At 70.3% G+C, this 13,556-nt stretch carries 13 protein-coding genes; 11 read left to right on the plus strand and 2 right to left on the minus strand.

From position 1 onward, the window contains the following. Positions 1–159 precede the first annotated feature (159 nt). From E1283_RS18415 to E1283_RS18450, 8 genes are all read left to right on the plus strand, one after another. Positions 160–1,218 carry an SMP-30/gluconolactonase/LRE family protein gene (locus E1283_RS18415; protein WP_132819172.1) on the plus strand — a complete coding sequence of 353 codons (1,059 nt, stop codon included), beginning with the start codon at positions 160–162 and terminating at the stop codon, positions 1,216–1,218. A 51-nt stretch (positions 1,219–1,269) separates the two neighbouring features. Then, complete coding sequence (locus tag E1283_RS18420) at positions 1,270–1,851, plus strand: TetR/AcrR family transcriptional regulator (RefSeq protein ID WP_132819173.1); 582 nt, start codon at positions 1,270–1,272, stop codon at positions 1,849–1,851. 88 nt (positions 1,852–1,939) lie between these two features. Further along, entirely contained in the window at positions 1,940–2,929 is a 990-nt protein-coding gene (locus tag E1283_RS18425) for an AfsA-related hotdog domain-containing protein (RefSeq protein ID WP_132819174.1), read from the plus strand. After that, complete coding sequence (locus E1283_RS18430) at positions 2,926–3,573, plus strand: HAD family hydrolase (protein WP_243744932.1); 648 nt, start codon at positions 2,926–2,928, stop codon at positions 3,571–3,573. Before E1283_RS18425 ends, E1283_RS18430 begins: the two co-directional genes overlap by 4 nt. Positions 3,574–3,576: 3 nt before the next feature. Further along, positions 3,577–4,281, plus strand: coding sequence for a 3-oxoacyl-ACP reductase FabG (gene fabG, locus E1283_RS18435; RefSeq protein WP_132819175.1), 705 nt, complete (start codon positions 3,577–3,579; stop codon positions 4,279–4,281). Positions 4,282–4,368: 87 nt separating this feature from the next. Beyond that, positions 4,369–4,809, plus strand: a complete 441-nt coding sequence (locus tag E1283_RS18440) for an ester cyclase (RefSeq protein ID WP_132819176.1) — start codon at positions 4,369–4,371, stop codon at positions 4,807–4,809. Positions 4,810–5,197: 388 nt separating this feature from the next. After that, positions 5,198–6,286 (plus strand): sensor histidine kinase, encoded by a 1,089-nt coding sequence (locus tag E1283_RS18445; RefSeq protein WP_165956166.1) that lies wholly within the window; start codon positions 5,198–5,200, stop codon positions 6,284–6,286. Continuing rightward, positions 6,273–6,923, plus strand: a complete 651-nt coding sequence (locus E1283_RS18450) for a response regulator (RefSeq protein WP_132819178.1) — start codon at positions 6,273–6,275, stop codon at positions 6,921–6,923. Before E1283_RS18445 ends, E1283_RS18450 begins: the two co-directional genes overlap by 14 nt. On the opposite strand, the gene E1283_RS18455 is transcribed toward E1283_RS18450, so the two are convergent. Next, positions 6,914–7,675: an AfsR/SARP family transcriptional regulator gene (locus tag E1283_RS18455; RefSeq protein ID WP_132819179.1), complete on the minus strand. Its 762-nt coding sequence runs from the start codon at positions 7,673–7,675 to the stop codon at positions 6,914–6,916. The two genes, E1283_RS18450 and E1283_RS18455, sit on opposite strands and share 10 nt — an antisense overlap. A gap of 351 nt (positions 7,676–8,026) precedes the next feature. On the opposite strand from E1283_RS18455, the gene E1283_RS18460 reads away from it, so the two are divergent. Then, a complete protein-coding gene (locus tag E1283_RS18460; RefSeq protein WP_165956167.1) occupies positions 8,027–8,740 on the plus strand; it encodes a thioesterase II family protein in 714 nt (237 codons plus the stop codon). Positions 8,741–8,816: 76 nt separating this feature from the next. Here the strand turns inward: E1283_RS18460 and E1283_RS18465 are convergent, their stop codons facing one another. Then, entirely contained in the window at positions 8,817–9,797 is a 981-nt protein-coding gene (locus E1283_RS18465) for a helix-turn-helix transcriptional regulator (protein WP_132819181.1), read from the minus strand. 63 nt (positions 9,798–9,860) lie between these two features. On the opposite strand from E1283_RS18465, the gene E1283_RS18470 reads away from it, so the two are divergent. Both E1283_RS18470 and E1283_RS18475 read left to right on the plus strand, forming a co-directional pair. Beyond that, positions 9,861–11,066 (plus strand): epoxide hydrolase family protein, encoded by a 1,206-nt coding sequence (locus E1283_RS18470; protein WP_132819182.1) that lies wholly within the window; start codon positions 9,861–9,863, stop codon positions 11,064–11,066. Between the two features lie 145 nt (positions 11,067–11,211). Then, positions 11,212–13,556 (plus strand): molybdopterin oxidoreductase family protein (locus E1283_RS18475; protein WP_243744933.1); only part of this gene is annotated, 2,345 nt, incomplete at its 3' end.

Raw genomic sequence — 13,556 nt, forward strand, 5'->3', positions numbered from 1 at the left:
CCCCCCAGCGGCTCCCCCCGGACGTGGCCCCACTTGCCGTCCCCGGGTTGACGCGTGTCACCCGGGCCCACCGCTCGCCGCCACTGCCAAGCACACACGCCACGCCATACGGGGTTCGGCGCGCGAGCCACCACGACCAAGCAAAGAGGAGCCTGTGCCATGACCACCTCCAGATCCCGCCGCGTCCACCGCACCGCGCTCGCCGTCTCCGCCGCGGGACTGCTGCTGACCGCCCTCCAGGTCCCCGCCACCGCCGTCGGACACACCGCCGGCGACCGGCACGGCCGCCACTGCCCGGCCGACGAGATAGCCGAGGCCGTCACCTCGGTGTCCCCCGAGCTGTACCCGGAGGGCGTGGCCTGGGACCCGACCCGCGAGGCCTTCCTGGTCACCTCCACGCGGCAGGGCAACGTCTCCGTGGTCACCCCCGACGGCGCCGTCGAGGAACTCACCCCCAGCATCGGCCTGGTCTCCACCCTCGGCATCAAGGTCGACACCCGCCGGAACCGGGCCATCGTCAGCTACACCGACTACTGGGTCCGCCGGATGCTGCCCGGCGTCGAGCAGCCGCCCACCTCGGGTGTCGCCATCATCGACCTCAGGACCGGCGAGCTGCTCCAGCGGATCGACACCGGCCAGGGCCGCGAGAACACCTTCGCCAACGACCTCGCCTACGACACCCGCACCGGCACCGTCTACGTCACCGACTCGGTCTCCGCCACCATCCAGCAGATCGACACCCGGGGCCGGGTCAGCGACCTGGTGACCGACGAGCGGTTCGCCGCCGACTTCATCGGGCTCAACGGCATCGCCTGGCACCCCGACGGCTACCTGCTCACCACCCGCTACGACACCGGCGAGATGTTCAAGGTCAGCCTGCGCGGCCGGCCCCGGGTCACCCAGGTCGAGGTCCCGCAGTCCCTGATCGGCGTGGACGGCATCACCCTGCGGGCCGACGGCACGCTGCTCGCCGTCCAGAACGAGCTCGGCGCCGGCCTCGGCATGCCGCGCGGCGACACCGCCGTCACCTCACTCGCCTCCCGCGACGGCTGGCGCACCGCCTACGTCACCGGGCGCACCGACCCCTGGGCCTTCCCCTCGCCCACCACCATCACGGACACCCCGTCGGGCGCCTACGCGGTCAGCGGCCAGGTCGACGTGCTGATGAGCGGCGTCGGCAGCGCCGACACCTTCTGGCTCCAGCGCGCCGGGTTCTGAGCCGCCGACGGTCGAGGCACCGGGCCGGCGGGGCCCGGAGAAGGAGGCCGCATGGCGCGGATGACCGCCGCGGAAAGACGCGAATGCGTCATCAGGGCCGCGATCACGGAGTTCTCCCGTGGCGGATACCACGGCACCCCGACGGCCGTGATAGCCAGGCGCGTCGGAGTTTCCCAGCCCTATCTCTTCCGGCTGTTTCCCACCAAGCAGGACATGTTTCTGGAGGCGGTGAGTCGATGCCTTCAGGAGATTCGCGTCGCATTGCTCGAAGCGGCCGCGGGAGCGCCGGAGGAAGAACGACACAGGGTCATGGCCGAGGCGTATCGGGAACTCATGACCGACCCCGAGAAGTTGCTGATGCAACTTCAGATCTACGTCTCGGTCGCGGCTGCGGAAGCGGCCGGTGACCTGCGCCTTGGCGAGGCGATCCGGGCCCGGTGGCTGGAACTCTGGGACGACTCGCACATCGCGCTGAGCGCGGACACCGAGGAAACCACCTACTTCATCGCGCATGGCATGCTCATCAACGCCCTGGTGGCCATGGGATTTCCCACGGCCCACCGGGTGTGGTCGGGATTCGCGTTACTCGAGGCATCGTTCCCCATAGTCCCGGCCGTGGCGAGCGGCCATTGACGACGGCTTTTATGCCCGATGTATCTCGGCTTGACGGCATTCCGTGAGACTCGTAGGCGACCATTTCCGAGAAATCGAGGGACGGGTAATGACCACGCATGGGGACCCGGAACCGGACCCAGATTCCTCCGAGCCAGGACACGCCAGCACCGTGGACCGCGCCCTGGTCCACAAGGCCGCCGTCTCCGAGGTGTTCGTCACCGACGTCCGACCGAGGGCGGAGCGCTCCGTGCGCACGGCCGTCCAACTGCCCCTCGTCCACGCCTACTACAACGACCACCTGCAGTCGCCGGCGACGCACGACGCGCTGCTGCTGCTCGAGGCCGGACGCCAGGCGGCCATCGCCGGCACCCACGCCCACATTGGGTTCAGCCACGACACCACGATGATCGTGGACCGCTTCACCTTCGCCCTCGCCGACCTGAAGGCGCTGGTGATCGGTCCACGACCGGGCAGCCTGCTGATCGACACCGAGTACATCGGCAAGCCCAACCGCGCCGGCCGCTACCGCAAGGGCCGGGTGGAGCAGCGCTATCTGGTGGGCGGCGAACAGGTCGGGGAACACGCGATGGACGTGCTCTTCCTGCGCCACCAGGAGAACGACGCGCTGCGCCGCGCCCAGCGGGGCACGCCCGCGCCGCTCACCTCCGACTACGACGACCGGCGGCCCGGTGACGACCCCCGGCTCGTCGCCCCGGAACGGGTCGGCCGGGTGCACCCGCTCAACGTGGTCCTCGCCGGCGAGGTGTCCGACGACGCGGGTATCAGCGCCGAGTTCACCCCCAGCTTCCGCAACCGGTCGCTGTTCGACCACGTCTACGACCACCTGCCGGCCATGACCCTGGTCGAGGCCGCCCGGCAGCTGGCCCTGCTGAGCACCGCCGCGCCGCGCACCACCCACACCGTCGGCATCGCCGCGCACTTCGCGCGCTTCGCCGAACTGGACGACGCCGTCCGCCTCTCGGTGCCGCGCCCCGGCCCGTCCGACGAGGAGGGGCGTGTCACCCTCCCGGTCACCTTCCACCAGAACGGCGCCGAGATCGCCTCGGTGACGATGACGATGGGGAGTCTCCTGTGAGTGATGAGCGGATCGCCGTCTGGAGCGACTTCGGGGGCGTCCTGACCCCGCCGCTCTCGCACACCATGGGCGTCTTCTGCGCACGGGTCGGTGTGCGGCCCGAGGTGCTGAACGAGGCGCTCGGCAAGGTCACCGCGCGGTACGGCACCGAGGACGTCATGCTGCCGATCGACACCCCGCTGGTCACCGAGGCGGAGTGGCTGGCGGAGATCGGCGAGGTGCTCGCCACCGACCACGGCGTCACGGTGCGGCTGACCACCCTGGCCGACATCTGGTTCGACGGCCGGGAGACCAACCACGCCTGGGTGACCGCGCTGCGCGCGGCCCGCGGCGGCGGGGCGTTCGTCGGGATGCTCTCCAACATGGTGCCGACCTGGGACGCCCACTGGCGGCGGATGGTCGACCCGGCCGAACTCTTCGACGACGTGCTGCTCTCCTTCGAGGTGGGGCACCGCAAGCCGTCGCCCGCGATGTTCGCGCTGGCCGCGGAGCGGGCCGGGGTGCCGGCCGAGCGGTGCGTCCTGGTCGACGACCTGGCCCACAACTGCGCCGGTGCCGAGGCGGCCGGCTGGCGCGCGCTGCACTTCACCGACACCGCCGAGGCTGCCGCCCGGCTCGCGGAGATCGTCGAGAAGGGGGTCTGAACGATGAGCCGTTCGGTGCTCGTGACCGGAGGGAACAGAGGCATCGGCCTGGCGATCGCCCGGCTGTTGGCCGAGCGGGGCGACAAGGTGGCCGTCACCCACCGCACCGGGGATCCGCCGGAGGGGCTGTTCGGGGTGCGCTGCGACGTGACCGACCGCGAGTCGGTGCGGCGCGCGGTGGCGGAGGCCCGGGTGCAGCACGGCCCGATCCAGGTGCTGGTGTCCAACGCCGGCATCACCTACGACAAGCTGCTGGTCGGTATGGCCGACGAGCACTTCCGCTCGGTCATCGAGACCAACCTGATGGGTGCCGTCAACATCGCCCGCGAGGTGGCGCCCGACATGATCAAGGCCCGGTGGGGTCGGATCGTCTTCATGTCCTCGACCAGCGGCCTGACCGGCGCGCCGGGGCAGACCAACTACGCCGCCTCCAAGGCGGGGTTGATCGGCTTCGCGCGCTCGCTCGCCCGCGAGGTCGGGCGCCGCAAGATCACCGTCAACGTGGTGACGCCCGGGCTGATCGAGACCGACATGTCCAAGGACGTGACCCCGGTCCGGCGCGAGAACCTGCTGGGCCAGACGGCACTGCACCGGGTCGGGACCCCGGAGGAGGTCGCCCACGCGGTGCAGTTCCTGGCCAGCGAGGGGGCCTCGTACGTCACCGGCGCGATCCTGCCGGTCGGCGGCGGCCTGGGCCTCGGCAACTGAGACTTCCGGCCGGCCCCCCCGGTCGGCCGGAGCGTGTTCCACCGAATGACCACCATCCACCTAAGCAGGGAAGGCAGGTTCCACGGTATGTCGGAAAGCGTGCTTGAGATCGCCCACCAGATGGGGAAGATCTTCAACGACCTGGACGAGGAGGTCGCGCTGCGCCTCGTGGCCCCGGAGTTCGTCGACTACGAGGCCCCTCCCGGGACGCCCGGCGGCCCCCACGGCTACCTGGGCACGGCCCGTTGGATGAACACCGTGTTCAAGGACGCCAGCTGGGAGCACCTCGACAGCTTCGCCGAGGGTGACAAGGCGGTGCTGCGGCTGCGGTTCACGGGCGTTCACGTCGGCAACTTCCTGGGCGTCGAGGCGACCGGCAACAAGGTGGACGTCGAGCACATCCACATTTACCGGGTCGAGGACGGCAAGGTCGTCGAGCACTGGGCCTGCCGGCAGGACCTCTTCCTGCTGGCCCAGCTCGGCGCCGTGAAGCTGCAGCTGCCGCCGACCGGTGGTCCTCAGGGCTGACGGGTCGTTCGCGACGTGCCGGCCGCCGCTGCCACCGCGGCGGCCGGTTTCGCGTCTGGACCGCACCACCCACGGCAATGGAAAATGCGCACGCGCGTTCTGGTTTTCGGTCGTCGGCCCCCGATGGTTGCATATTCAAGGTCGGTGTCACTCTGGGTTGCATTACCCTAATTTGACCCTGGAGTGGCTGTTCGGACCGAAAACACTATTGTTGCCCGGTGGGTGTGAAGATATTATGAAGGGGTATATCTCTACCGGCATTCTGATCCGACCAATCAGTCTCGTGTCTCGCGGTAGGGCGCTGTGCGCCGTGACCACGCAACCTACGGGGGAGAGTCAGATTCTGAGTCAACCGGAACGTGAACGTGAGCCGCGCACCGTCGAGTGCGTGGTGGGCGACGGCCGAGTGAATGCTGTCGAAAAACTTGGGCAATCCGCGATGATCGACCGCCTGTACGCCCAGTACGAGGAGCGGTTGGCATATGACCTGCTCGAGCGTCGCGATCTACGCGCGGAGTGGCGCAGACAGTTCGGCTACGTGTTCGACGACTGCCAGCGGAGCATGAAGCTCGGGCGCGTCGTCGTCAACGACGACAAGGTCGCGTTGGCCTCCCTGTTGGGGGTCTCCACGGCTCTCTCCGGCATTTCGCTGGAGAAGTTGACCCTGGCCTGGGGGGAGATGTTCGACGTCTTCCTCTCCGGGCTCACCGGTTTCGGCGCCGGACGACTGCTGCCGGTCGGTAGGACCCAGTTGGCCCTCACCGCGATCAACAGAAGTGTGGTCGAACGCGGTCGAATATCTTCGGTGTGGTATGAAAAGGCGCTGATCAAGCGGCTCGAGGGATTACGCACCGCGGATCGGAAGCGGGCCGCCCGAGAACTCCACGACTGGTTCGGCAGTAATATCAGCCTAGCACTTCGGAAACTGGAACTCCATGACCTGACAACGGAGTCGAAAGAGGGGTTCTCCAGACGTCACATCGAGGACTTGCATTCGATACTGGGCAATCTTTTCGAGGGCGTGAGAAGGCTTTCCTCCGGACTGCGTCTCCAAACTCCCGTGTCCAATATCGATCGTGAGCTCCGCTCGTACGTCGACGCGTACGGCCTCGACCTGACCGACGTCACCATCTTCGTCGACGGGGACGAGGCCGATGTGCCGTCCCATATCCGCGGCGAGGTGTTCCTGGTGCTCCGGGAGTGCATGCGCAACATATTCACCCACGCCGGCGCGGGACAGGCGCTCATCATGCTCCAACTCTCCCCGAGCCGGGTCTGCGCCGTCGTCCAGGACGACGGCCGCGGATTCGCGGCGCAGAACGGCGCCGAAGGGTCCACCACCGGAAGCGGCCTGATCTCGATGAAGGAGCGGATCAGGGCTCTGGGGGGAACGTTCAACATCACCAGCATGCCGATGAACGGAACACGGATCGCCTTCCTCGTGCCCCTCACGGACGGACCCCATGATCTCGCCTGATCCCATCCGCATCGTCGTGGCGGACGACCACACCCTGCTGCGCGAAACACTCTGCGAAACCCTGCTGGTGGAGGAGGACTTCGCCGTCTGCGGGGTGGCGGGCACCGGTGAGGAGGTCATCGCCGTCACCGGTGCCACCAGACCCGACATCGTGCTGCTCGACCTCGGCATGCCGCAGCACGATCCGCTGGACACCGTGGCCCGCCTGCACCGGGTGTCGCCCCGCCCCAAGGTCATCGTGCTCACCGTGCACGACCGCGCCGACCTGGTGCGCCGGCTGATCGACGCCGGGGTGGCCAGCTACCTGTCCAAGCACGTCAGCCGCAAGTACCTGGTCACCACGATCCGCAGCGCCCACGAGGGCCAGGGCGTCACGATCGCGGTGCCCGGCGGGTTCACCGTCGGCGGTGGCGGGGAGCAGTCCATCGTGCTCTCGCCCCGGGAGCTGGAGGTGCTGAGCCTGGTCGCCGACGCGCTCAGCAACCGGCAGATAGCCTCCCGACTCACCATCACCGAAGGCACCGTGAAACGGCATCTCCGCAACGTCTTCGAGAAACTGGGGGCGTCCTCCCGCATGGAGGCCGTACGCACCGCGCGGGAAGCCGCCCTCATCTCTCCCGAATCCTCCTACCTCTGATAGCCGGAGGACAGGATCTGGAGATAGGTCTGATGCAGATCGTCTGACGGCTCGATGCCGAGCTGTTCGTCCAGACACCGACGAGCGTCATGGAAACTGCGCAACGCCTCACCACGCCGACCCGATCGGTGTAGCACCTCCATCAGTTGTGCCTGAAGCCATTCGTTGAGCGGGTCCGTCGCCACCAGTTCGTAGAGTTCCGGCACGAGATCGCGGTGCCGGCCGCTGCGCATGTCCGCCTCGATCCGCAGCTCCAGAATTCGGGCCCGCTTCTCCCCGAGATGCGCCAGATGACCGGAGAGCACCGGACCCACCGAAATTCCCTCCAGCGCGTTGCCCCGCCACACCGCGAGGGCGGCACGCAGTCGGTCGGCGGATTCGGCGTAACGGCCGGCATCGAAAAGCGCACGACCCTCGTTGGCGAGCCGGTCGAATCGACTCACGTCGAGTAGTTCGTCCGGAATCGACAGCTGATATCCCATGGGTCTTGTGTGCAACGTCACACCGGACGACGGTCCGGTATGTGAGGAACTCAACACCCGGCGCAGGTTGTAGACGTGTGTTCTGATCGTCGTCGCCTCATTGCGCGGCGGGGAACCCGACCACAACTCCTCGCTGATCGTCTCCATCGAGACGAAGTGGTTGGCACGCAGCGCGAGAAGCCCCGTCACCTTGGCCAGCTTGAACCCGCGTACCCGACACGTCGCGGCACTGCCTATCACTTCGATTGGGCCGAGGACGTTGAGTCGCATTATGCACCTCTGAATCCTCCGGGTGGAATCGCCCGGCGCGGTCGATGACGACTCATGGAATCACGGACCGCGGACTTCTGGCGAGTCCACTCTAAGGGCCACCGTCACTGCCACCAAAGGAGTAGTCGGGTGCGCCGGATTGCGCATCAGGATTCATGAAATCCAGGGGGGTTGTCATGGCTATCATGAGTTGGTCGAGCCGAGGTCCATGATCCGTTCCAGGCCCCATGGAAGGGGAATGACGTTGACGCTACCGGAAGAATTCTGGACAGGGTCCAACAGATGACGGAATCGATATTGTCGATGATTCGTCATCGGGCCGCACCCGACTCGAAACTCACCCTTTACCTGATGCACCACGCCGGCGGCTCCCACAGCACGTTTCGGCCATGGTTGGCGCACCTCCCCGAGGACTGGGAGGTCCGGCTGGTGGTGGCCCCGGGGCGCCCCAAGGCCGCCACGCACCCGGCCGAACGTCGACTGACCGTGATCAGCGACGCCCTGGCCGACGAACTCCTCGGCCGGGACGGGGGATCATATGCACTGTTCGGGCACAGCATGGGCGGCCTGGTGGCGTTCGCGGCCGCGTTGGAGGTCCAGCGCCAGGGCGGGCCGGCTCCCGCGTGGGTCGGCGTCTCGGGCCACCCGGGGCCGTTCTTCTCCATCACCCGCTCCAACCCGCCGCTGTACGGCCTGTCGCCGGACGAGCTGCGCGCGGCGCTGACGGATCTCGGGGGGCTGCCGGACCGGATCCTCCGCGACCCGCTGCTCTGGGAGCGGGTGCAACCGCTGGTACGCGCCGACCTGGAGGCGGCCGAGACCTGGGAGCCGACCCCCACGCCGCCGCCCGTCCTGAACGTGCCGCTCTCCGCGTTCTGCGGCGACCACGACCCGGTGGCCGAGGAGCGGGACGCCGCGCACTGGGGGCGCCACACCACCGACTTCCTCGGCGTACGCCCGTTCCCCGGTGGCCACTTCTACTTCCTCGACGACCCGGAACCCCTCGTCAAGCGGATCGTCGACGACATCCGCTCGGTCCTGCCGGGCCGTGAGCCCCGCCGCTAGCGACGCGATGCGGGGCGGGAGCCGCACGGCGGCTCCCGCCCCACGCCCGGGCCCCCGGGCCCCCGGGCGGCAACCGTCAGCCGCCGCCCGCGGGATCGGCCGGCGGCAGGGCCCGCAGGCACCGCTCGGCGTGTGCGCGAAGGGCGGCGGCCAACCCGGGCGGGCCGTCGACCAGGGTGAAGTCGAGGTCCACGGAGCTGATCATCCACTGGAGGTTCCAGACCGAGTCCGCGCCGAGATGCAGCAGGCAGGAGCCCTCGTCCACGGCCTCGATCGCGCCCATCCCCGGCCAGACCCGCTCGGCCGCCTCCGCCGCGGGGGCGTGCAGCGCGACCGTCGCCTGGCAGGGCCAGACCCGCTGGGAGAGGCGCCGGGACAGATAGGCCACCACGTCGCCCTCGGGCTCCGGGCGTGGCGCGAACCGGGGTCCGGCCGGCGGGCGCGGCGTCAGCCGGTCCACCCGGAACGTGCGCCAGTCCGCCCGGTCGGTGTCCCAGGCGACGAGATACCAGCGCCGGTCGAAGTGCACCAGGCGGTGCGGCTCCACCGAGCGGACCGAGGCGTCGCCGCCCGCGCCCGGGTAGGAGAAGCGAAGCCGCTCGGCGCCCCGGCAGGCGTCCGCGATCACCAGCAGGGTGTCGGCCGACACCTCGGGCCCCGGCGGCCCGACCCGCAGGGTCGCCCGCCGCAGCGCGTCCACCCGGCGCCGCAACCGGGACGGCAGCACCTGCTCGATCTTGGTCAGGGCGCGCAGCGACGCCTCCTCGATCCCGGCGACGCCGGTGCCGCCGGCCGCCGTCCGCAGGGCGATCGCCGTGGAGACGGCCTCCTCGTCGTCGAGCAGCAGCGGCGGCAGCGAGGCGCCGGCGCCCAGCCGGTAGCCGGCGGACCCCCGAGAGGCGCGCACCGGGTAGCCGAGCTCGCGCAGCCGGTCCACGTCACGGCGGACGGTGCGCGTGGACACGCCGAGCCGCTCGGCCAGCTCGGCCCCCGACCACTCGCGGCGGGCCTGGAACAGCGACAGCAGCCTCAGCAACCGGGCGGACGTCTCCCACATGCCGTCCACCCTGCCACCGACTTAGGAGCGACTCTGTCCTAACCGGCTCCTAGCCTGCGGGGCATGGCACAGCACACGCACCACGAGGACACCATCCGTCCCTTCCGTATCGAGATCCCGCCGGCCGCCCTCGACGACCTGCGCGCCCGGCTGGCCAACACCCGCTGGCCGGCGGAACTGCCGGGCGTGGGCTGGAGCCGCGGCGTGCCGGTCGGCTACCTCAGGGAGCTCGCCGACCACTGGCGCACCGGGTACGACTGGCGGGCGCGGGAGGCCGCGCTCAACGCCCACCCCCAGTTCGTCACCACCGTCGACGGCCAGCGCCTGCACTTCCTCCACGTGCGCTCGCCCGAGCCGGACGCCACGCCCCTGATGCTGCTGCACGGCTGGCCCGGCACCTTCGCCGACTTCCTCGACGTCATCGGCCCGCTCACCGACCCGCGGGCGCACGGCGGGGACCCGGCCGACGCCTTCCACCTGGTCATCCCCTCCCTGCCGGGGTTCGGGTTCTCCACCCCGCTGGCCGGCCCCGGCATGAACGCCGCCCGGATCGCCGGCGTCCTCGCCGAGCTGATGGCGCGGCTCGGCTACCCGCGCTACGGCCTCCAGGGCTACGACACCGGCTCCTGGGTGGCGCCCCAGCTGGCCCGCCTGGCCCCCGAACGCGTCATCGGCGTGCACCTCAACGCGGCGATCGCCTTCCCGACCGGCGCCGAGGGCGAGACCGAGGGACTGGGCGACGCCGACCAGCGGCGCTGGCAGCGCATGCGGGACCTCAACGACGCCTACCTCCAGTGCAACGCCAAACGGCCGGGGACGGTGGCCTACGGCCTCCACGACTCGCCCGTGGGCCAGCTCGCCTGGATCGTGGAGAAGTTCAAGGAGCTGACCTGGCCCGAGGACGGCCTGCCGGAGGACGCCGTCGACCGCGACGTGATCCTCACCGACGTCTCCCTCTACTGGTTCACCGGCACGGCGGGCTCGGCCGCGCAGATCTACTACGAGGAGATCTCCGCCGCCGACTGGAGTGAGGACGCCGCCTGGGGCGAGGAGACGGAGGGGGACGCGGGCGCCTGGGCCCCGGAGCGTGGCACGGTCCCCACCGGCGTGCTGCTCTCCGCCCACGACGTCACCGTCCGCCCCTGGGCCGAGCGCGACCACCACGTCGTGTCCTGGACCGAGCTGGCCGAGGGCGGCCACTTCCTCGCCATGGAGGCCCCGGACGCCCTGGTCGAGGACGTCCGCGCCCTCTTCCGGAAGCTACGCTGACCCCACGACCGGGCACGAACGCTCACACGCCAGCGGCGGCCGGTGTGCAGGGGGCGTAACGCGGCTCGTTCGCGCCACGTGACGCCCGTGTAACGGGCCCTTCGTACGGTCGACTCGTAAGAGCCGAGCGTGGAAGGGGCCTGGGGTGGCCGCAGCGGAACCGGGGGGCGTGCGCACCGTCTGCTCCTACTGCGGGGTGGGCTGCGGAGTCGTGCTCGACATCGGAACAGGACCCGACGGGCGGCGTACGGTCCGCCGGGTCACCGGCGACCGCGACCACCCGGCCAACTTCGGACGGCTCTGCACCAAGGGCGCCACCACCGCCGACATGCTGTCCGCCCCCGGCCGCCTCGGCACCGCGCTCCGGCGCCCCGAGCGCGGCGCCGAGCCCGAACCCGTCGACGTGACGGCCGCCGTCCGGGAGACCGCCCACCGGCTGCGCGCCATCGTCGACGAACACGGCCCCGACGCCGTGGCCCTCTACGTCTCGGGCCAGATGAGCCTGGAGGCCCAGTACCTCGCCAACAAGCTGGCCAAGGGCTTCCTCCGCACCAACCAGATCGAGTCCAACTCCCGGCTCTGCATGGCCAGCGCCGGCACCGGATACAAGCTGTCCCTCGGCGCCGACGGCCCGCCCGGCTCCTACCAGGACCTCGACCGCGCCGACGTCTTCCTGGTCATCGGCTCCAACATGGCCGACTGCCACCCCATCCTCTTCCTGCGCCTGATGGAACGGGTGCGGGCCGGCGCCAAGCTGATCGTCGTCGACCCCCGGCGCACCGCCACCGCCGACAAGGCCGACCTGTACCTGCCGATCAGGCCGGGCACCGACCTGGCGCTGCTCAACGGCCTGCTGCACCTGCTGGTGGCCGGCGGCCACACCGACCCCGCCTTCATCGCCGCGCACACCGAGGGCTGGGAGGCGATGCCCGAGTTCCTCGCCGACCACCCGCCGGACGCCGTCGCCGAGACGACCGGCCTCCCGGAGGCCGACATCCGCCGCGCCGCCGAACTGATCGGCGCGGCGGGGGAGTGGGTCAGCTGCTGGACCATGGGCCTCAACCAGTCCACCCACGGCACCTGGAACACCCAGGCCCTGATCAACCTGCACCTCGCCACCGGCGCCATCTGCCGCCCGGGCAGCGGCCCGTTCTCGCTCACCGGCCAGCCCAACGCCATGGGCGGCCGCGAGATGGGCTACATGGGCCCGGGGCTGCCGGGCCAGCGCTCGGTGCTGGTCGCCGAGGACCGGGAGTTCACCGAGCGCCTCTGGGGCCTGCCACCCGACACCATCCGCTCCGACGGCCCCGCCCAGGGCACCGTCGAGATGTTCCGGCGGATGGCGGCCGGCGAGATCAGGGGGTGCTGGATCATCTGCACCAACCCCGTCGCCTCGATGGCCAACCGCGACACGGTGATCGCGGGCCTCCGCGCGGCCGAGTTCGTCGTCACCCAGGACGTGTACGCCGCCACCGAGACCAACGCCCACGCCGACGTGGTGCTGCCCGCCGCGATGTGGGTCGAGGGCGACGGCGTCATGATCAACAGCGAGCGGAACCTCACCCTCACCCCGCAAGCCGTCGACCCGCCGGGCCAGGCCCTGCCCGACTGGCGGCTCATCACCCTGGTCGCCCGCGAGATGGGCTACGCCGACGCCTTCCCCTACGAGAGCGCGGAGGAGGTCTTCGAGGAGCTCAAGGGCGCCTGGAACCCCACCACCGGCTACGACCTGCGCGGCGTGAGCTACCAGCGGCTGCGCGCCACCCCCGTGCAGTGGCCGGCCGCCGACCCGGCGGGCCCCGACCGCAACCCCGTCCGCTACCTGCCGGGCGACGGCGGCGGCCCGCTCTTCCCGACCGCGAGCGGCCGCGCCGCCTTCTTTCCGCGCCCGCACGTGCCGCCGGCCGAACTCCCCGACGACGACCACCCGTTCATCCTCAACACCGGTCGCGTGCAGCACCAGTGGCACACCCTCACCAAGACCGGCCGGGTGGAGCGGCTCAACCGGCTCAACCCGGGCCCGTTCGTCGAGATCCACCCGGACGACGCGCGGGCGCTCGGCGTCGCCGAGGGCGACTCCGTCGAGATCGCCTCCCGACGCGGCCGGGCCGTGCTGCCCGCCGTGGTCACCGACCGGGTGCGGCCCGGCTGCTGCTTCGCGCCGTTCCACTGGAGCGACCTGTTCGGCGAGCGGATCACCGTGAACGCCCTGACCAGCGACGCCGTCGACCCGCTCTCCCGGCAACCCGAACTCAAGGTCTGCGCCGTCGCGTTGACCAGGAGAGTGCCAGACCACCGAGTAGTCCTTGATGGACACGATGTCGTGCGACCCACGACGAGGAGCACCTGTCATGACCCACACCCCCTCCGGGTCGGCCAGCACGTGCCAGCTCTCGCCGCCGGTCTGGCCGACGTCGGCGGGCCTGGCGCCGAGCGCGAGCAGCCGCTCCAACTCGGCGTCCTGGTCGCGGTCGGTGGCGTTGACGTCGA

Source organism: Streptomyces hainanensis (assembly GCF_004348415.1).
Lineage (GTDB): Bacteria > Actinomycetota > Actinomycetes > Streptomycetales > Streptomycetaceae > Streptomyces > Streptomyces hainanensis.

Excerpts from the sequence above, each read along its gene's own strand:
- E1283_RS18415 (WP_132819172.1), top strand. The coding sequence starts at position 160 with ATGACCACCTCCAGATCCCGCCGCGTCCACCGCACCGCGCTCGCCGTC.
- E1283_RS18420 (WP_132819173.1), top strand. The coding sequence starts at position 1,270 with ATGGCGCGGATGACCGCCGCGGAAAGACGCGAATGCGTCATCAGGGCC.
- E1283_RS18425 (WP_132819174.1), top strand. The coding sequence starts at position 1,940 with ATGACCACGCATGGGGACCCGGAACCGGACCCAGATTCCTCCGAGCCA.
- fabG (WP_132819175.1), top strand. The coding sequence starts at position 3,577 with ATGAGCCGTTCGGTGCTCGTGACCGGAGGGAACAGAGGCATCGGCCTG.
- E1283_RS18440 (WP_132819176.1), top strand. The coding sequence starts at position 4,369 with ATGTCGGAAAGCGTGCTTGAGATCGCCCACCAGATGGGGAAGATCTTC.
- E1283_RS18450 (WP_132819178.1), top strand. The coding sequence starts at position 6,273 with ATGATCTCGCCTGATCCCATCCGCATCGTCGTGGCGGACGACCACACC.
- E1283_RS18455 (WP_132819179.1), bottom strand. The coding sequence starts at position 7,675 with ATGCGACTCAACGTCCTCGGCCCAATCGAAGTGATAGGCAGTGCCGCG.
- E1283_RS18460 (WP_165956167.1), top strand. The coding sequence starts at position 8,027 with ATGCACCACGCCGGCGGCTCCCACAGCACGTTTCGGCCATGGTTGGCG.
- E1283_RS18465 (WP_132819181.1), bottom strand. The coding sequence starts at position 9,797 with ATGTGGGAGACGTCCGCCCGGTTGCTGAGGCTGCTGTCGCTGTTCCAG.
- E1283_RS18470 (WP_132819182.1), top strand. The coding sequence starts at position 9,861 with ATGGCACAGCACACGCACCACGAGGACACCATCCGTCCCTTCCGTATC.